The 17,449-nt window shown below is 69.1% G+C and carries 17 protein-coding genes; 6 read left to right on the plus strand and 11 right to left on the minus strand.

Annotated elements, in window-relative coordinates; translation table 11 throughout:
* Positions 1 to 4: 4 nt before the first annotated feature.
* Genes F4X11_01400 through F4X11_01410 form a run of 3 tightly spaced genes read right to left on the minus strand, consistent with a single transcriptional unit; the run spans position 5 to position 1,350 of the window.
* Entirely contained in the window at positions 5 to 403 is a 399-nt protein-coding gene (locus tag F4X11_01400; GenBank protein ID MYN63678.1) for a type II toxin-antitoxin system VapC family toxin, read from the minus strand.
* The gene (locus F4X11_01405; GenBank protein MYN63679.1) at positions 400 to 645 is read right to left on the minus strand and encodes an antitoxin; all 246 of its coding nucleotides are present in this window, start codon (positions 643 to 645) and stop codon (positions 400 to 402) included. The genes F4X11_01400 and F4X11_01405 overlap by 4 nt, the downstream gene beginning before the upstream one ends.
* Before the next feature lie 33 nt (positions 646 to 678).
* A complete protein-coding gene (locus F4X11_01410) occupies positions 679 to 1,350 on the minus strand; it encodes a hypothetical protein (GenBank protein MYN63680.1) in 672 nt (223 codons plus the stop codon).
* Between the two features lie 294 nt (positions 1,351 to 1,644).
* Here F4X11_01410 and F4X11_01415 point away from each other — a divergent pair, with 294 nt between their 5' ends.
* Positions 1,645 to 1,875, plus strand: coding sequence for a hypothetical protein (locus F4X11_01415; protein ID MYN63681.1), 231 nt, complete (start codon positions 1,645 to 1,647; stop codon positions 1,873 to 1,875).
* Positions 1,863 to 2,714 carry a hypothetical protein gene (locus tag F4X11_01420; protein MYN63682.1) on the plus strand — a complete coding sequence of 284 codons (852 nt, stop codon included), beginning with the start codon at positions 1,863 to 1,865 and terminating at the stop codon, positions 2,712 to 2,714. The genes F4X11_01415 and F4X11_01420 overlap by 13 nt, the downstream gene beginning before the upstream one ends.
* 181 nt (positions 2,715 to 2,895) lie before the next feature.
* Here the strand turns inward: F4X11_01420 and F4X11_01425 are convergent, their stop codons facing one another.
* From F4X11_01425 to F4X11_01460, 8 genes are all read right to left on the minus strand, one after another.
* On the minus strand, positions 2,896 to 4,371 hold the full coding sequence (locus tag F4X11_01425; protein MYN63683.1) for a DUF1501 domain-containing protein: 1,476 nt from the start codon (positions 4,369 to 4,371) through the stop codon (positions 2,896 to 2,898).
* A 53-nt stretch (positions 4,372 to 4,424) separates the two neighbouring features.
* Entirely contained in the window at positions 4,425 to 7,094 is a 2,670-nt protein-coding gene (locus F4X11_01430; GenBank protein ID MYN63684.1) for a DUF1553 domain-containing protein, read from the minus strand.
* Between the two features lie 35 nt (positions 7,095 to 7,129).
* Entirely contained in the window at positions 7,130 to 8,140 is a 1,011-nt protein-coding gene (locus tag F4X11_01435) for a hypothetical protein (GenBank protein MYN63685.1), read from the minus strand.
* 82 nt (positions 8,141 to 8,222) lie between these two features.
* On the minus strand, positions 8,223 to 9,317 hold the full coding sequence (locus F4X11_01440) for a cyclase family protein (GenBank protein MYN63686.1): 1,095 nt from the start codon (positions 9,315 to 9,317) through the stop codon (positions 8,223 to 8,225).
* Between the two features lie 47 nt (positions 9,318 to 9,364).
* Positions 9,365 to 9,625 (minus strand): type II toxin-antitoxin system RelE/ParE family toxin, encoded by a 261-nt coding sequence (locus F4X11_01445; protein MYN63687.1) that lies wholly within the window; start codon positions 9,623 to 9,625, stop codon positions 9,365 to 9,367.
* Between the two features lie 51 nt (positions 9,626 to 9,676).
* Positions 9,677 to 9,922, minus strand: a complete 246-nt coding sequence (locus F4X11_01450; GenBank protein MYN63688.1) for a type II toxin-antitoxin system Phd/YefM family antitoxin — start codon at positions 9,920 to 9,922, stop codon at positions 9,677 to 9,679.
* A gap of 203 nt (positions 9,923 to 10,125) precedes the next feature.
* Positions 10,126 to 12,120, minus strand: coding sequence for a pyrroloquinoline quinone-dependent dehydrogenase (locus F4X11_01455; protein ID MYN63689.1), 1,995 nt, complete (start codon positions 12,118 to 12,120; stop codon positions 10,126 to 10,128).
* Between the two features lie 80 nt (positions 12,121 to 12,200).
* On the minus strand, positions 12,201 to 13,151 hold the full coding sequence (locus tag F4X11_01460; protein ID MYN63690.1) for a TIM barrel protein: 951 nt from the start codon (positions 13,149 to 13,151) through the stop codon (positions 12,201 to 12,203).
* Positions 13,152 to 13,235: 84 nt separating this feature from the next.
* Between F4X11_01460 and F4X11_01465 the strand changes: the two genes are divergently transcribed.
* From F4X11_01465 to F4X11_01480, 4 genes are all read left to right on the plus strand, one after another.
* Positions 13,236 to 15,113, plus strand: coding sequence for an APC family permease (locus tag F4X11_01465; GenBank protein MYN63691.1), 1,878 nt, complete (start codon positions 13,236 to 13,238; stop codon positions 15,111 to 15,113).
* 293 nt (positions 15,114 to 15,406) lie between these two features.
* Positions 15,407 to 15,943 (plus strand): hypothetical protein, encoded by a 537-nt coding sequence (locus F4X11_01470; protein MYN63692.1) that lies wholly within the window; start codon positions 15,407 to 15,409, stop codon positions 15,941 to 15,943.
* 83 nt (positions 15,944 to 16,026) lie between these two features.
* Positions 16,027 to 17,118, plus strand: coding sequence for a hypothetical protein (locus F4X11_01475; protein ID MYN63693.1), 1,092 nt, complete (start codon positions 16,027 to 16,029; stop codon positions 17,116 to 17,118).
* 104 nt (positions 17,119 to 17,222) lie between these two features.
* A partial coding sequence (locus F4X11_01480) for a hypothetical protein (protein MYN63694.1) occupies positions 17,223 to 17,449 on the plus strand: 227 nt, incomplete at its 3' end.

Raw genomic sequence — 17,449 nt, forward strand, 5'->3', positions numbered from 1 at the left:
CGTGTCAGACGCCGAGGCGGCGGATTCCGGGAACATCGTCGAAGCCGCGGTCGAACGAGAGGATCTCCTGTATTTCGTGTTGTCGCATCACCGCGGCATGCAGCGCGTCACGGGCCGAGAGCGCCGGAGACCCGAGCACGATGTCGCGCGCGCTGTGCAACGTCTCCGCCGTAATCGGGAGAACCTGGTCGACGACGCCGAGGAGTGCGTCGAACGCCGGCTGAATCGCGTCGCGCCGGTCGATCGCGACGTAGCGATGCAGGATCTCCTGCAGCACCTCCGCGTCGCTCACCAGCCGTCGATTGTCGATCGCAAAGCGTTCGAGGAGCCGTTGGGCATCGGCCTTGTGCGGATGCGCGGCGCCCACGAGGTACATCGGGATGTTCGAATCGATCAGAATCATCCGCGGTAGCCCGACTCGATCTCACGCAGCATCCGATCGATGTCCGCGGTTGGGAAATCGTGGCGCGCGGCCGCGCGGATCGCCGCAAGCTTGCGGTCGACGCTACCCGACGCTTCACTACGTTCGGCGCGGCGCAGCTTCTGGCGAACCCATTCCGACAGGGTAAGCCCGTCGCGCCCCGCGAGGCGGCGGTACTCGCCGACTTCCGCTTCGTCCATGACCACCTGCAAGCGGATACTCATTCCGGTAGTATACAGTGAGGCTGTAAGGAGTATTCAGGCGGGCCCCGCTGCGATCCGTGGGGGCAGGTCCGACAGGATATCGTGCCACTGCCCGATGTGCCCGGCATCGTCGAGAATGCCGCTGTGCCCGCCGGTTACCTTGCGGTTGCGGTGGGCGACGTCGAGCGTGCGGGGACCGAAGCGGTTGCCGAGCCAGCGGAACCGGCTCTTCCAGCCCCGCTTGCTGTACAGGTGCACCCACTGGCGGCAGCGCGCCGCCGCCCGGCCGTAGACGCCGTCCATGTCCCGCCGGACCGGCATGTCGACCGTGACGACGTGGATTGGACAGACGTCGGCGTGCATCTCCGCCAGCGCGTAGGCGAGCACCTGTCCGCCGTGGCTGTGGGCGACGATCGTGACGCCGCCCGACTCGTCCAGCTCGCGGCGCCGCGCGCGGAGGAAGCCGCGCAGGGTCTCGCCGCCCGTCCGCCACGCCGGGTGCCTGTCGCGCCACCACGCGACCCACTGGATCAGCAGCCCGTTGACCGCTCCCGACCAGTAGCCGTCGTCCGGTCGGTTCGGATCGCGGTCCTGTTCGACCCGTTCGTAGCCGTGTCCGGCCATCACCCGGTCGAAGGGTGAACCGCGCCGGTACCACGCGTTCTCGTGATCGTGGCGCGAGCGCGCCCATGTGCCGGCAATGGGGATGTATGGCTGTTGCGGCATTGGCTCTCCCGGAACCGGTGGCTCGGAGTCCGCATTCTGGTCCGCGCGCGCAGGGCGTGCATTGACGGATATCAACTCTCGCTCAACCCGTACAGGCTCGATGAGCTGCGCCGGGCCGAAATCGCGGCGGGGCGCCAGATCGTGTGCACCTGTTCACGGAAGTCCGACGTGGTACCGTAGCGAGACGATCGTAGAGACATGCGATGACTTCGGCGTGATCGCCGGCGGCGACGGCCGCGAAATGGACGAGAAGGCCAAGCGCACGGCCCGCAAGAGGGGTATACAGTACGGTTCATGCACAGCAGAGTGGCGCACGCCGAGCGCGAGCTCGAGCGCCGGCTGCGAACAGCGGCGCGGCAAAGCCTCGGTCCCGATGCGACGGTGGTCCAGGTCGACCTCGTGGTAGCCCGGACGCAACAGGGACCGTGGCGGCCGCGGGTGGGAGACGACACCTACGTACGCCGGCTCGTCAAGGAAGAAACGCGTCGCCTCGAGGACGCGCAGTTCGAACGATGGAAGCGCTGATCCTGCTCGACACGACGGAGTTGCTGCGCGTGATGCCGCGCAAGCTGCATGCAGCATGGGCGGAGCTGTGCGGTACGAAAGCGCGGATGCCGCCGACGGTCGCCGACGAGCTCGCCCCGGCCGGCGTGCTGCAGAGCAGGACCGCCGCGCTCAGCGTAGCCGAGGAACTGCTGCAGCCGGATGCGCCGGCACTTGACGACGAGCGCCGGCAGCAACTCGAACGCCAAGCCTGGTGGGCCGCGATGTGGCGCGACCCGGAGTCGCCGTACGAAAAGCTCGAGCTCACCGCCGCGCAGCGGGAGTTGCACACGACGCTGCTGGCCAACTTGCCGCGCGAGTGCTTCCCGACGGCCAACCCGCTGCTGCTGGCCGACAACCGCGACACGCAGATTGTGGGGGAGACGCTCGCGCTGGGCGGCAAGATGCTGCTGACGAGCAACATGCGCACGATCGACCACATTCGGCTGAACGACTGGGCCGTGGACAACGGCGCACGATTCGGGTTCCAGCCCGAGCCCGTGGTCTTCCAGGCAGATGACCAACTGGTGCGGTGGACGCGTTCGCCCGCGGCGGGGGAACGGTGGATCCAGGCCGGTATGCTCGCCTCGTGGCCGGCCCGGGACGACGCCGGCGCCGAGCAGGTGATCCGCGCGACGGTCAAGAACATCGGGACCCTGGTGAGGGCCGGCGGACCACTGCCGAACGCGAGCGCGCGGCTGCTGAACGAGCTCGAGAACCACCCCAATCCGATCGACCTGGTCGAGCGGACGCGCCGCCGGTTCCCGAGCCCGACGATTACGACGGACCGGACCCACCCGAGCTACCCCGACGCGGCGTGAGCCCAACGGGCCAGACGCTCTGTGTGCGCCGAGGTCCGCGCATGTTCCCTCCTCCGCACCCACTCGTCTCGGCAGCGAGAGCTTGCGGCAGGACGGAAATGGGGCGCCCGTCTCGGTTGGCGGACGCCCCATTTCGGATTCTCGGGCGACCCACGAGCGGCCACCCATTCGAACCACCGCGCTACGCGATGATCTGCGGGATCGGCACCCCGTGGACGTCGGTCAGCCGCATGTCGCGGCCGTTGTAGCGGTACGTCAGCCTCTCGTGGTCGATGCCCAGCAGGTGCAGGATGGTGGCGTGCAGGTCGTGCGGCGACACCCGCTGCTCGGCCGCCTTGTAGCCGAACTCGTCGCTGGCGCCGATCACCTGGCCGCCCTGGATGCCGGCCCCGGCCATCCAGCCGGTCATCGTGCCCGGGTTGTGGTCGCGGCCGACGCCGCGCTGCGAGATCGGCATGCGGCCGAACTCGGCGTGCCAGACGAGCAGCGTCTCGTCGAGCATGCCGCGGGCCTTCAGGTCGGTCATCAGGCCGGCGATGGGCAGGTCGGTCTCGGCCGCGTGCTGCGTGTGATTCTCGATGAGGTTGCTGTGCGCGTCCCAGGTGTCGGTGTTCTGCTGGCCGATGCCGCCGTGGAAGAGCTGCACGAAGCGGACGCCGCGCTCCACCAAGCGCCGCGCCATCAGGCACTGCCGCCCGAACGGCTCGGTGATCGGGTTGTCGAGGCCGTAGAGCTTCTTGGTCGCCTCGGACTCGGCCGACACGTCGACCGCCTCGGGCGCGCAACCCTGCATCCGGTAGGCCAGCTCGTAGGACGAGATGCGGGCGGCCAGCTCGGAGTTGCCGGGGTTGTTCGTCAGATCGATGTCGTTCAGCTTCGCCAGCGTGTCGAGGCGGGCGCGCTGCTGATCGACCGACATCCCCTCGGGCGGCGCCAAGTCGACGATCGGGTCGCCGACGGCGCGGAACAGGGTGCCCTGGTAGGTGGCCGGCATGAACCCGGCGCTCCAGTCGTTGGGGCCGCCGAGCGGGCCGCCGCGGTGGTCGTTCATCACGACGTAGGCGGGCAGGCTGGCCGCCTCGGAGCCGAGGCCGTAGGTGACCCACGACCCGACGCTGGGGAAGCCCATGCGGATCTGGCCGGACTGCATCTCGTAGGTCGCCTGGATGTGGTCGTTCGAGCGGCCGTACAGCGACCGGATGAACGCCATCTCGTCGACCTTGCCGCCCAAGTGCGGGAAGATCTCCGAGACCTCGATGCCGCTCTCGCCGTGCCGGTGGAACTCGAACGGGCTCGGCATCAGCGGACCGGGATGCCCCTGGCGGACGACCACGGACTCGGCCATCGGCTGGCCGGCGTACTTCGTCAGCGCCGGCTTCGGGTCGAAGGTGTCGACCTGGCTGACGCCGCCGCTCATGAAGAGCGAGATGACCGCCTTGGCCCGCGGCTCGAAGTGCGGCTGCCTGGGCGCGAACGGGTTGCCGGGGATGGGCAGCTCGCAGGTGTCGGACTGCGCCGTCCCCGCCGCCAGCAGCCCCTGCCTGTCGAGCATGTCAGCCAGTGCGAGGCCCGCGATGCCGCCGCCCGACTGGAACAGGAAGTCGCGCCGCGACCAGAACGTCTTCTTCCGGCAGTGGTGATGATGATCGTCGTGCATCGTCGTGTCCTCTGTCTCTCGGTCTGCCGCAGTGTGTCAGCGATTCCGTTCCGCTATCTCAGGTACAGGAACTCGTTCAGGTTCATCATGACGTGCGTGAAGTCGACCAGCGACTGCTCGGTGGCAAGGCCGCGGGCGACCTCGCGCTCGGCGTCGGTCGGCTTCCGGGTCAGCGCGATCAGGTAGGCGAGATCGATCTGGGCGTCCAGATCGCCCGGCGCCTCGCGCTCGAGCCGCGCCGCGAACAGCTCGGCTTGGTTCAGCACGAACGGGTTGTTCATCAGCGTCAACGCCTGCGTCGAGACGGTGGAGACGTTGCGCGCCGCCGCCGTCTGGTTCTGGTCCGGCAGGTCGAAGGTGTCGAAGAAGGGGAAGCCGAGCGACCGGCGCCGGAAGACGTAGACGCTGCGGCGCCACACCTCCGGACGGTCCGGCTCTTCGCACCAGAAGCCGGTGGACGGCGCGGTGATCCGCTGGCCCGCCGGGGGATTGCCGCACCAGAATCCCTTGCCGTCCGACTGGAACAGGATGTCGGAAGGAATGTGCGGGAAAATCGCCGGCCCGCCCACGGCCAGGTCGATGCCGCCGCTCACCGTCATGATGGCGTCGCGCAGGATCTCCGCCTCGAGCCGCTGCCCGCGGTAGCGCCAGAGCAGGTTGTTCTCCGGGTCGGCGCTTGCGCTCGCCTCGTGCGGGAACGAGGACGCCATGCGGTAGGCCTCGGACGTCATCAGCAGCCGGTGCATCTCCTTGATGCTCCAGCCGCGGTCCATGAACTCGACGGCCAGCCAGTCGAGCAGCTCGGGGTGCGTCGGCGTATCGCCCATCCGGCCCAGGTTGTCGAGGGTCCGGACGATCCCCCGCCCGAAGTGGTGGTGCCAGATCCGGTTGGCCATGACCCGCGCCGTCAGCGGGTTGTCGCGCGACGCGATCCACTCGGCCAGCGCCAGACGGCGGCCCGACGTCCGCCCGTCGGGGCGCGCGATCTCGGTCGGCGGGTCGCCGTAGGTGGCGGCGGTCAGGAAGCCCGGCGACATCGGCGAGCCGGGGCTGAACGGGTCGCCGCGGATCAGGAAGTAGTTGGGCGGCGCCTGGTAGGCGGGCCCCCCTTCCTCGTACAGGTAGGTGCCGTCGACCTCGGGCGGCGTCCGGCATTCCGGACAGCCGATCACCTGGTCGCCCGGGCCGTCCGGGGCGAAGCGGTAGTCGCCGTCGGTGACGATGTGCGCCATCGCCGGCGTCGGCGGCCGCTCGTCCTCCAGCGCCGCGATCTCCGCGTTCAGCTCGTCCACCCGCGCCTTGTCCTCCGGGGTCAGCGCGGCGGCCACTTGCGTGCGCGGGGGGTTGATGGTGAGCACCTGCGTGGCGAGGAGCTGTTCGCCGGGGGTCCGCTCGGCTTCCGGCTTGAAGGCCGCCGCCTGCACGTTCTCCGGGAACCGCTCCCGGATCAACTCGGCCCGTAGCGCCTCGCGGTACGGCGTCTCGATGGCGTCCACCTCGTCGCGCAATGGCTGCTGCCGCTCTTCGACGTCCCGCATCGCCGCGAAGTAGACGTCCGCCTCGTCGCGGTCGAGCAGCGGGTAGTCGATCTCCACGTAGCCGTAGATCGACGCCTGCATGCTGTAGTAGTCCTTCTGCAGGATCGGGTCGAACTTGTGGTCGTGGCAGCGGGCGCAATGGACCGTCATGCCGAGGACGCCGCGGCCGACCGTAGCCAGCATGTCGTCGAGGTAGTCGTGACGACGCTCCGGGTTGTCCTTCTCGCGGAAGTTGACGCGCGGGCCGGACCGCAGGAAGCCGGTGGCGATGCGCGTCTCGTCCGTGACGTAGTCCAGCTCGTCGCCCGCGATCTGCTCGCGCAGGAACTGGTTGTACGGCTTGTCGTCGTTGAAGGCGTCGATGACGTAGTCGCGGTAGCGCCACATGTTCAGGCGGACGTAGTCCTGCTCGAACCCGTCGGTGTCGGCGTAGCGCGCCACGTCCAGCCAGTGGCGGCCCCAGCGCTCGCCGTAGTGGGGCGAATCGAGCAGCTTGTCGATCAACCGCTCCCAGGCCCCGCGCTCGGTGTCGGCCAGGAATTCCTCCACCTGCTCGGGGGTGGGCGGCATGCCGATCAGGTCGAGATAGGCGCGCCGCAGCAGCGTCAGCCGATCGGCCCGCGGCGCGGCGGTCAGGCCGGCGTCCTTGCGCGTCGCTTCCAGGAAGCGGTCCACGGGGTGGTCGAACTCGCGCGAGGCCGGCACCGGCGCCTGCTGCGGGTGCCGGAACGCCCAGTAGTCGCGGGCGCCCGGCGGCAGCTCGTCGTTCTCGAGCGCGGCCAGCGCGTCGGCGGCGGCGGTCACTTCGCCGGTGTCCCAGTGCGCGCCCTCATCGATCCAGGTGCGGACCGCCGCGAGCTCCGCGTCGCTGAGCGGATCGCCGGTCATCGGCATGGAGGGCTGGTCGAGGCCGGCCACCATGCGGAACAGAAGGCTGTCCTCGGCCCGGCCGGGCACGATGGCGGGGCCCTTGGTGCCGCCCTCGAGAGCGCCGTCGCGGCTGCTCAGATCCAGGTCGGAGAGCTGGGCCGCCTCGCCGTGGCAGTTCCAGCAGGCCCGCTCCATGATCGGGCGGATGTGATCGGTGAAGTTGATCGGCTCGTTCTGGGCGCCGGCGGTGGCCGCCAGGCCCAGCACGGCCGCGAGTGTCACGCCGAACAGGACGGATGGTCTTGCGCTGCGCATCGTTGTCGTCGCTCCGTTGGTTCTGCCGCGCTTCGTCAGTTCCGGCCGGGCGCCGGCAGCTTGTCCGCGTAGTCCGGATCTTCCTCGTACCGCGCGTTGTGCAGTATGTTCCGCAGCCCGAGGTTGCCCTCGTGGCAGGCGTACTCGTAGAGCACCTGGTCGGGGTCGGTCTTCGTCATCGGGACCAGCGCCGTCCAAGAACTCGTCCAGGTGGCCGGGTCCGCCATCGTCACCTCGTAGTGGGCCGTGTCCGGGCCGACGCGGGTGAACCGCTCCACGAGCTTCAGCTTCTCGGTCGAGCCGCGGAACGCGCTCTTGGGCGAGAAGTTGACGGTTTCGACCACCAGCGTGTCGCCGTCGTAGTAGCCCCGGGAGTCGCCGTGCCACTGCGGCAGGTCCGCCGAGAGATGCGCTCGCCCGTCCAGCGGCACGATGCGCGCGTCGTGGATCATCTCCGAGACGATCGCCACGTGGGTCGGCGTCTGCAGGATCTGGAAGTTGTTGTTGTAGGCGCCGGGCAGCCGCGGCATCCCGAAGGTGATGCAGCGCTCGGTCAGCCCTCTGTAGTCGGCCCCGTCTCCACCGTACAGCCGCCGCCGCTCGGAGCGCGCCGCCGCGCGCTGTCTCGCGTCCTCGGTCACCGCCGGAAGCCGGCCGTCGGGCGGATCCACGATCAACGAGGTTCGTCGGTCGACGGTCAGCGCCCGCCCGTAGTCGAGCCACCACTTGGCGTGGACGCTGGGCGCGCGGTCGTAGTCGTCCAGCCGCTCGTTTTCCCGCTGCTCGTACGCGGCCGCCTCCTCGGCGGTCAGCGTTTCCTTGCCGGCGAGCTCACGCGGGCGCTGCAGCGGCGTCATCGTCCGGTAGTCCCAGACGCCCTGCAGGTCGGGCGCGCCCCACGGGGTGCGGGGAACCTGCCAGTCGGCTGCCGGCGCGGCCTCCGGGCTCTCCTTTGCTGACTGCGCCGCCGCACCCGCCGGCAACGCGAGAACCAGCGCCATGCCCATGGCCAGCGCAGGTGGAATCACTGAGCACGCCCGCCGCATGCAGTCCCTCCTGAAGCGGTCTCGTCAGACAAACCGTAACGATAGCACCATGCGGGTCCGGATCGACAGCGATTTCGGCGGCTCAGAACATCGCGATCGGGTTGACTGGGCTTCCGGTGCCGCGCGCCACCCGCAACGGCAGCGCCTGGAACATGAACTCCCAGCGCCCTTCCTCCGCGCATGCGGCGGCGACCGGCTCCAGCAGCGCGTTGTCCAGCAGCGCCACGCCGAAGTTGAACAGTACGCCGTGCACCGGCCACGGCAGGTCGCTGGACGCGCGGGCGTCCATCAGGTCCCAGCCGAGCAGCGCCACGTCGTGGTCGCGGATGAACTCCGCGCAGCTTGGATGCAGCCCGGGGCGCCCGCGGCTGCCGTCGTCACCGCTCGCCATGTAGGCGCCCCAGCCGCTGTGGACCAGCAGCGCGTCTCCCGGCTCGACGGTGGCGCCCTGGGCGCGCGCGATCGCTTCGAGCTCTTCTCCGCGCACCGGTTCGTCGATGCTCACGTGCGGCGCGCCGCGGTGGAGCGGGACGTCGATCAGCACGCCCCTGGTGATGATGCCGCCGCTCCAGTGCGTGATGTCGCCGAAATGCGCGCCCTGGGTCGTGACCTCCACGTCGGGGTCGCGCCCCTGCCAGATACCGTCGTCGTCCCAGATGTGGCACAGCGCGTCGACGTGGGTCACGGTGGACCCGTGGTAGATGAAGCCGAGGTAGTCCATGACGTAGCCGCCGCCGGGGCCGAGCGAGCTCTTCTGGATGAAGTGCTGCGGGGGCTCGAAGACGCGGCTCAGCGAGACGGTGCGCCCGGTGCGCACGAGCCCGGCCGCCGCCGCCCGCTTCTCAGGGGTGATCAGGTTGATGGCGCCGATCTGGTCGTCCCGGCCCCAGCGTCCCCAGTTGCGCCGGTCGCGGTACATCGCCGCGTAGTTGGTGTCACCGCTCGACTGCACGGTGCTCGCGGTCGCCGATGCGGGATGGGCTGCCGCGGCCGCGGCTCTCCGGGCGCGGGCCGCCTGACGGGCAAGCAGCTCCGGGGGAGAGAATGTTCCGGGCGTGGTGCCGGTGCCGGCCGCCGCTGGCTCGACCGGCTCGGCCCAGGCCCGGCCGGGATGTGCGAGAGCCGCCGTGCCCATGGCCGCCGCGTGCGTCAGAAATCGCCGTCGTGAAGAAGCCATGTCGTTCCTCCGCTCGGTTTGGTGCCGGCGGTACCGTCGACGAATTGTCAGTGACTTCGGTACACCTCGCGCCGATGTCCGATTCTCACTACGAGGACCACCAGCAGGTCATCCTCGACTTCGTAGATGATTCGATAATCGCCTGTCCGCACGCGATAGCGGCTCCTCGTCCCGCGTAGCTTCTCGACGCCCGGCGGACGGGGCTCATGAGCAAGTGCGTCGATCCGCTTGGCGAGGCGTCGTTGAACCGCCCGTCCGAGAGTGCGGAACGCGCGTGCCGCCGAAGGAACGAACTCGACGCGGTGCATCCGGCTCGATCGGGGGATGCAATCGCGAGTGCAGGGTTTCCGGCCCGGATTCTAGAGGTCCAGGTCGCGTTTCAGAGCAGACCAATCAACGCGTCCTCGTTCTGTGCCGGCTCTCGCGGCGGCTTCATTGTCGAGCCGGTCCTCGATCTCCCTCAGAAGCTCCAGGTCCTCGATCGGCACGAGGGCCGCAACACTCCTGCCACCTCGATCCAGCACGATGCGTTCGCCTCCCTCGGCGACACGGTCGAGCGTGGCCGCAAACGCATCCCGAACCGAGCTTGCAGTGAGCCTCGTCATTCGGCTATGTGACCTCGACCTGGAAGTCGAGCACGTCGAGCGCTTCCTCGTTGAGCTCGTCGGCGTGCTCGTCGATGATCTGTCGATCCCGGTGGTCGACATCGGTCCTGTCCTCGAGGTCGGAAGGTCCCGAGCGCCCGGGTTTCATGCCACCATCATACTGCCCGTCCGGATCGCTTGATGATGCCGTTGACAGGCAACCCTCACGGCAGCGCCAGCGCGATCAGCTCCGGGACATCCCCGCCGATGGTCAGCGCGATGTGCTGCTTCCCCTCGTACAGGTAGGTCATCGGCGTCCCGATCGCGCCGGACGGGAGATCGACGGATCCGACGATCGCGCCCGTGGATTTGTCCCGCGCCACCAGTCGGGGGCCGCCGTCCGAGCCCCCCGCCGACAGGGCGCTGATGAGCAGCGTCTTCGTCAGCACCGGGCCGCCGTGCCCCTCGCCGCCGAGGGGCGGCAGGTCCAGGTCGCGCAGTAGCGGGTGATTGCGGTACCGGTCGCCGTCGCCATTGGGTTGCATCCAGGCGTGATCGCCTGCGTTGAGGTCGATGGCGGTCATCCGCGAGTAGGGCGGCTTGAGCAGCGGCAGCCCCTGCGGCATGGTCGGCTGGGTCCCGCTGTCGAAGTCCGCCTGCGTAAAGCGCAGGTTGCCGCCCTCGGCCGGGTCCGGCGTGTAGTACTTGATGACCGAGAAGCGGTTCTCGGAAGGCACGTAGAGCAGGCCGGTCTCGGGATCGGCCGCCGCCCCGCTCCAGCTCGCCCCGCCGGCGATGTGCGGGCGCTGGATCGTCCCCTGCAGCCCGCCCTCCACGCTCAGCATCGGCGGCGTGAAGAGCGGCCCGAGCCGGAAGTTCCGCACTGCCTCGACGGCCATCGCGCGAATCTCGGGCGTGAAGTCGACCAGGTCGTCGATGCCGATGCCCTGGTACTCGAACGGCGGCGGCCTGGTGGGGAAGGGCTGGGTCGGCGACAGCACCTCGCCCTCGAGGTCGGTGTCGGTCTCCACCGCGCGCTCCTCGATGGGCCAGACCGGCTCACCGGTGGCGCGGTCGAAGACGTAGGTGAAGCCCTGCTTGCTGACCTGCGCGAGTGCCTTGATGGTGCGCCCGTCCACGTTGATGTCGATCAGGGTCGGCGCGGCGGGGAAGTCGTAGTCCCAGACGCCGTGGTGGACGGCCTGGAAGTGCCAGACGCGCTGCCCGGTCTCGGCGTCGACCGCTACGATGCTCTCCGCGAACAGGTTGTCGCCCAGGCGGTGACCGCCGTAGTAGTCGCTGGTCGGGGTGCCGGTCGGCAGGTAGACGTAGCCGAGCTCGTCGTCGGCGCTCAGGGGCGGCCAGATGTTGGCGTTGCCGGAGTAGCGCCACGACTCGTTCAGCCAGGTGTCCGCGCCGAAGTCGTCCGCCTGCGGGATGGTGCGGAACACCCACCGCACGTCGCCGGTCCGCGCGTCGACCCCCTTGACCCACCCGGGCGGCGCTTCCCGGCGGATGACGAAGTCCGAGATGATGGTCGGCGTGACCACCACGTCGCGGGTGATGACCGGCGGCGAGGCGACCCCTACGAGGTTGCGCCCCTGGTAGTTGGTCCCGCCGCGCTCGGCCCGCGGGACGCCTTCCATCAGGTCGACCCGGCCGTTGTCGCCGAAGTCGCGAATCGGCTCGCCGGTGCGGGCGTCCACCGCGATCAGGTACGCCTCGCTCGTGCCCCAGAAGATGCGGGCGTCGTCGGCGCCGTCGCTCCAGTAGGCGAGACCGCGCGAGCGGTAGGCGTGCGTCGGGTCGCCGCCCGCGTAGGCCTGCGGGTCGTGCACCCAGACGGTCTCGCCGCTGCCGGCGTCGACGGCCGCCGCCTGGTAGAGCGCGGTGGTCAGGTAGAGCACGCCGTCGATCATCAGCGGCGTCGCCTGCAGGCCGCGGATGGAGATCGGTCGGTCGTCCGCGCGCCGGGGCAACGACTCGAGGTCCACGTTGCCGTCGACGGACTGCCAGCGCCAGGCGATGCGCAGGTCGCTGAAGTTGCTCGCGTCGATCTGATCCAGCGGAGAATACTTGGTGCTGCCGTTGTCGCCGGCATAGCTGCGCCACTCGCCGTCGACGGCGCCGTACTGCGCGGCGGCGGGTTGGGCCGCCAGCAACAGCGCCGCTGAGACGGCAACGGTGAGTGCGACGAGACCTGCGTGTCGAGCGGACATGGGATCCTCCAATCCGAACCTGTGAGCGTGTGGCGAGATCCCGCGCGAGGTCCCACCACGACTCCCGGCGGCCGGCGCCGCTATCGATCGCAGGCGATGTAGGCGTCGATCACCGCGCGCTCGCCCTCCCGGCCCTCTCCCGCGTTGCCGTGCTCCATGCCGACGATGCCCCGGTAGCCCTTCTTCTTCAGGTGGCGGAACACGTTCAGGTAGTTGATCTCGCCGGTGGTCGGCTCGTTGCGTCCGGGGTTGTCGCCGACCTGGATATAGGCGATCTCGTCCCACGCCCGGTCGAGGTTCGGGATGAGATTGCCCTCGGTGATCTGCTGGTGGTAGAGGTCGTCGAGGATCTTGCAGTGGGGGCTGCCCACCGCCCGGCAGATCTGGTACGCCTGTGGAATGCCGGTAAGGAACACGCCGGCGTGGTCGGTCCAGTGGTTGAGCGGCTCCAGCACCAGGGTCAGCCCGGCCGGCTCGCAGATCTCCACCGCCCGCTTCAGGTTGTCGATGACGATGGACGTCTGGTAGGCACGCTCCAGCCCGCGGTCGTAGTCGCCGGGCACCACGGTGCACCACCGGGCGCCGACGCGGCCGGCCACCTCCGTCGCCTGCCGGATGTCGGCGAGGATGCGGCTGCGCGCCTCTGGAGCGTCGGAGGCGAACGAGACCTCGCCCCAGGCGGTGTGGGCCACGAAGACGCCCATGCGCATGTCGAGCCGCTCGAGCTCGGCGCCGATGCGCTCCTGGAGGGCGACGTCGCGCCGCGGCATCCCGTTGTCCTCCAGCGCCCGGAATCCCTCGTCGTGCATGAAGCGGAGCTGGTCGAGGAGGTCCTCGCCCGCGTGGTGGCGGAACATGCCGAAGTGGGGGGCGTAGTCGAGGCCGAAGCGGCGCCCGCCGCCGGCTGACTGCGCTGCCGCCCAGGCCGCCGCCGGTCCGCGCGCGGCGGTGAACGGGGTCGCGGCCAGCGCGTCGGTCGCCGCGGCAACTGCCGTGGCGAGACCCGTTCCCAGAAACGCTCTTCTCTGCATGCCCGCTATCGTATATTGCCGGGATGGACGAGGCGGCCGGAGAATCGTTCGAAGCGGTGCAACAGGAGCGCCGGGGTTCCCGGCATGTCTGACCCGCCGGTCAATCTTCGCAAGCTGCTCGGCCGCGGCGACGTGCTGGCCATCGCCTTCGGCGCGATGGTCGGCTGGAGTTGGGTGGTGCTGGCCGGGGAGATGGTCGTCCGGGCTGGCGCGATCGGCTCGATCCTGGCGTTCGGAGCCGGCGCGGTGATGGTCTGGCTGGTCGGTCTCACCTACGCCGAGCTGTCGTCGGCGCTGTCGCGCGCCGGCGGCGAAATCAGCTTCACCTTCGTCGCCATGGGAGCGGGCGGCGGGTTCGTTTGCGGCTGGACGCTGGTGCTGGCGTACGTGGCTGTCTGCGCCTTCGAGGCCGTTGCCCTGCCCACCGTCGTCAGCTACCTCGCGCCCGGCTTCGATGCCGGCTCCCTCTACGTGGTGGCCGGCTGGGAGGTGCACGCGAGCTGGGTGCTCGTCGGGGTGGCCGGCGCGCTGGTCATCGGCGTCGTCAACTACCGCGGTATCCGCTTCGCCGCCTTCGCGCAGCGTCTCGCCGTCGGCAGCCTGCTGCTGGTGGGGCTGGCGTTCTTCCTGCCGGGCGCGGCGCGCGGCGACACCGCCAACCTGGCGCCCTGGATCACGGACTGGGAGGGTGTGCTGCAGGTCGTCATCATGACGCCGTTCCTCTACGTCGGGTTCGACGTCATTCCGCAGCTCGCCGAGGAGATCGACGTTCCGTTCCGGACCATCGGCCGCATCATCGTGCTCTCGATCCTGATGGCCCTCGGTTGGTACGCCCTCGTGCAATGGACGGTCGGCCTGTCGCTCGACCCCGCGACGCTTCCCGGGCGGGCGTTGCCCACCGCCGACGCCATGAGCGCCGTCTACGGCAGCCCCTGGGCGGGGCGGGTGCTCGTGGTCGGCGGCGCGTTCGGTATCCTCACGAGCTGGAACGCGTTCTTCCTCGGTGCTTCACGGCTGCTGTTCGCGATGGCCCGCGGCGGGATGCTGCCGGCGGTATTCGCCCGCCTGCACCCGCGCTACGGGTCGCCGGTGGCGGTTGTCGTCGTGCTGACCGGGATCACCGTGGTCGCTCCGTTCTTCGGCCGTCCGGCCCTGGTGTGGCTGGTCGACGCCGGATCGCTGGCGACGGTAGTCGGCTACCTGCTGGTGGCGGTGGCGTTCCTCATCATCCGGCGCCGTCATCCGGACCTGCCGCGCCCGTATCGCGTCGCGGCTCCGAGGCTGGTCGGCTGGCTGGCGGTGGCAGCCACGGTGTTCTTCATCCTCCTCTACCTGCCCGGCAGCCCGTCGGCGCTCGTCTGGCCGGAGGAGTGGGCGATCGTGCTGCTGTGGGCGGGGCTGGGTGTCGCGCTGGCCGCGGGCATGCGGCGCCGGGAGGCATCCATCGACCGCGGCCGGCAGGCGCGGCTGATCCTGGGAGAGTATGCCGGGTTGCTGGGGCTGGGAGGAGAGGCAACGATGGTGGCGCGAGAGTGGCTCGAGAGCGGAGACGAAAGGTTCGCTCCTATCGATCAGCTGACTGACTATTGGCGGGCATTCAACAACCTCTACTCGCCTGTGACTGGTCCCTCCGAGCCCCAAAGAATCCTGAACTTTCTGGCGCTGCATGTTCCCGAAGAGACGGCCACGACGATACTCCAGGACCGGGAGGGAGAAGCACGCTATCTGTTGTCGGTACCGGTAGTGGACATGAGGGGGAATGGCCGCGACACAGCGGACTGTATCGAGAAGTTCGACGACGCGGGTAATTCTCTGGAGAAGTTACAGCAACTGTTCAGGGTAATCTATCAAGTTCGCTGCAATCTCGAGCACGGTCAGAAGTCTCCAACCGACGACCGAGACGTTCGGTTGTGTCAGGCCGCAGGGCCGATCGTGGCGGACGTCGTGAGGATCAACACGTAGTCGAAGATATTGGAAGCGGCGCGGCCTCGAAGCGGCTTGCACTTCTTCATTGGGCGGCGGTGCTAGACTAGCGAAATGAAGTCGGTTGCCTGTACAACCAGTCGCCGTGAGGCTGCCGCGGTTCGGGCAATGTCCCCCGCGGAACGCCTTGATCTCGCGTTCAGCCTGGGGGAAGAGGATCTCGAGTCTTTCCGGGCAACGCATGGCCTGGACCGGCGGACTGCGATTCGGCTGTTGGAGCGCCGGCGACAGGCCACGCGGCAACCTAGCGCATGCCTCGAACGGCTCATCGGGTGAGCCTGATCGAGCGCGTCACGGAGGTCCTCGACCGGGCCAAGGCGAGTTACGCGGTGATCGGCGCGGCGGCGATGGCGGCTCGCGGTGTAGGTCGGTCGACCCGTGATGTAGATCTGCTGACGCTGTCCGTGGCTGGACTCGACAAGGCGTGGTGGACATCGCTATCGAGAGCCGGCGTGAGCGTGTCGGTCTCGCACGGCGATGCCGACGATCCCCTCGCCGGCGTCGTTCGCTTCGAACAGAAGGGCGAGCGACCGGTCGATCTGGTATTCGGCCGGTATCGGTGGCAGCAGCGCGTGCTCGCGCGCGCAGAGCCGGCAGTGATCGGCGGATTGAATCTGCCGACTGCCCAGACGTCGGATCTCATTCTGCTGAAGCTCTACGCTGGCGGCGCGCAGGACGCGTGGGACATCGAGCAGTTGCTGGCTGGCCCGGACCGCGGGGTGCTCATCGCCGACGTCGAGGCTGTGGTTGTTGAACTGCCTGCGCGGTGTCGGAGACTATGGAAAGCGGTTCTCGATCCCCGCCCTTGACCAGGTTGTCCATCGGGGTCGCAGCGGCAGACGACCCGAGACACGGTGGTACCATTGAACTGCTGGTTGACAGGTGGCGGCGGATGGTTGGCGCTGTCGAGATTCGGACGACGGGAGACTTCGACATGCAGATGCAGCTTCGCGTAGTGGTGTTCACGGTGGTGGTGTTGATGATGGGGTTCACGACGACGGCGGCCGGCCAGACGGCGCTTCGCACGCCGGACGGGCAGCCCGACCTGCAGGGGGTCTGGGACTTCCGCACCATGACGCCGCTGCAGCGGCCGGCGGATCAGGAGCGGGCCTTCCTGAGCGAGGAGGAGGCGGCTTCGGCCGAGGCGGCCGCCAACGCGCGGCGCGCGGCGCTGCTCGAGCCGAGCGAGGTGCGCACGGAACTGCTGCCCGCGGGCGGCACCGGCGCCGAGCGCGGGCGCCGGGTTGGCGGCTACAACGACTTCTGGCTGGACTACGGTACGAACATCATCGAGGACCGGCGGACGTCGCTCATCGTCGATCCCCCGGACGGCCGGCTGCCGGCCCTGACCGCCGAGGGCGAGCGCCTGCGGCAGGTTGGCTCACTCGCCGAGGATCTGCCGATCCCGAGTCCCGTGCGCGTCCGGAGCGCCGGCACCGGCGCCGACGATCCCGAGGACCGCGGTCTGGCCGAGCGCTGTCTGCTGGGCTTCAACAGCGGCCCGCCCATGATGCCGAGCGGATACAACAACAATATGCAGCTCTTCCAGACGCCGAACCACGTGGTCATCCTCAACGAGATGGTGCACGACGCGCGGATCATCCCGCTCGACGGCCGCCCCCACCTGCCGGAGAGCGTGCGGCAGTGGATGGGCGACTCGCGCGGCCGCTGGGAGGGCGACACGCTCGTCGTCGAGACCACCAACCTGACCGAGCTCACCGGCAGCTTCGATCCGTCGGCCATGCAGGCGATCGGCACCGGCCTGACGGTCACCCTGACCGAGCGCTTCACCCGCATCGACGAGGACACGCTGCTCTACGAGTACACGGTCGACGATCCGGCCATCTTCACGCAGCCGTTCACCGTGGCGGTTCCGATGCGGCGCAACGACGAGCCGATTTTCGAGTACGCCTGCCACGAGGGGAACTACGGCCTGCTCAACATCCTGAGCGGCGCCCGTGCCGAGGAGGTCGAGCAGCAGTAGCCCCTCAATCACCGCCCGCGGCTCCGCTTGCCGCTCACCCGACCTTCGCCGGAGGGCCGGCCGTTTGCGTTGCGGATTCGGGTCTACGTTGATACACTTAGGCGATGCAGCGCTTGCGCGAGGAGTGGCCGGTCCTTCTGATCGTGGCGGCCATCGCGGGCGCAGCCTGGATGGCGGCGTGGAACGTTCAGGGCTTCATTGCGGCACAGGTCGCCGCGAGCGAAGCCCGCCTCACCGCCCAGATCGTCGAGACCCGCGAGCAGATCGCCGAGACCCGCGAGCAGATCGCCGAGATTCGCAAGTACATCGTCGATCACTTGGGCGACCACGG

The sequence above is a fragment of the Acidobacteriota bacterium genome, assembly GCA_009861545.1.
In the GTDB taxonomy this organism is placed as follows: Bacteria; Acidobacteriota; Vicinamibacteria; order Vicinamibacterales; family UBA8438; genus WTFV01.

What these genes read in the sequence shown, in the direction of transcription:
- F4X11_01415 (MYN63681.1), top strand. Translation starts at nt 1,645, where the DNA reads ATGCACAGCAGAGTGGCGCACGCCGAGCGCGAGCTCGAGCGCCGGCTG.
- F4X11_01445 (MYN63687.1), bottom strand. Translation starts at nt 9,625, where the DNA reads ATGCACCGCGTCGAGTTCGTTCCTTCGGCGGCACGCGCGTTCCGCACT.
- F4X11_01420 (MYN63682.1), top strand. Translation starts at nt 1,863, where the DNA reads ATGGAAGCGCTGATCCTGCTCGACACGACGGAGTTGCTGCGCGTGATG.
- F4X11_01475 (MYN63693.1), top strand. Translation starts at nt 16,027, where the DNA reads ATGGTTGGCGCTGTCGAGATTCGGACGACGGGAGACTTCGACATGCAG.
- F4X11_01410 (MYN63680.1), bottom strand. Translation starts at nt 1,350, where the DNA reads ATGCCGCAACAGCCATACATCCCCATTGCCGGCACATGGGCGCGCTCG.
- F4X11_01400 (MYN63678.1), bottom strand. Translation starts at nt 403, where the DNA reads ATGATTCTGATCGATTCGAACATCCCGATGTACCTCGTGGGCGCCGCG.
- F4X11_01455 (MYN63689.1), bottom strand. Translation starts at nt 12,120, where the DNA reads ATGTCCGCTCGACACGCAGGTCTCGTCGCACTCACCGTTGCCGTCTCA.
- F4X11_01430 (MYN63684.1), bottom strand. Translation starts at nt 7,094, where the DNA reads ATGCGCAGCGCAAGACCATCCGTCCTGTTCGGCGTGACACTCGCGGCC.
- F4X11_01450 (MYN63688.1), bottom strand. Translation starts at nt 9,922, where the DNA reads ATGACGAGGCTCACTGCAAGCTCGGTTCGGGATGCGTTTGCGGCCACG.
- F4X11_01440 (MYN63686.1), bottom strand. Translation starts at nt 9,317, where the DNA reads ATGGCTTCTTCACGACGGCGATTTCTGACGCACGCGGCGGCCATGGGC.
- F4X11_01405 (MYN63679.1), bottom strand. Translation starts at nt 645, where the DNA reads ATGAGTATCCGCTTGCAGGTGGTCATGGACGAAGCGGAAGTCGGCGAG.
- F4X11_01425 (MYN63683.1), bottom strand. Translation starts at nt 4,371, where the DNA reads ATGCACGACGATCATCATCACCACTGCCGGAAGAAGACGTTCTGGTCG.
- F4X11_01435 (MYN63685.1), bottom strand. Translation starts at nt 8,140, where the DNA reads ATGCGGCGGGCGTGCTCAGTGATTCCACCTGCGCTGGCCATGGGCATG.
- F4X11_01465 (MYN63691.1), top strand. Translation starts at nt 13,236, where the DNA reads ATGTCTGACCCGCCGGTCAATCTTCGCAAGCTGCTCGGCCGCGGCGAC.
- F4X11_01460 (MYN63690.1), bottom strand. Translation starts at nt 13,151, where the DNA reads ATGCAGAGAAGAGCGTTTCTGGGAACGGGTCTCGCCACGGCAGTTGCC.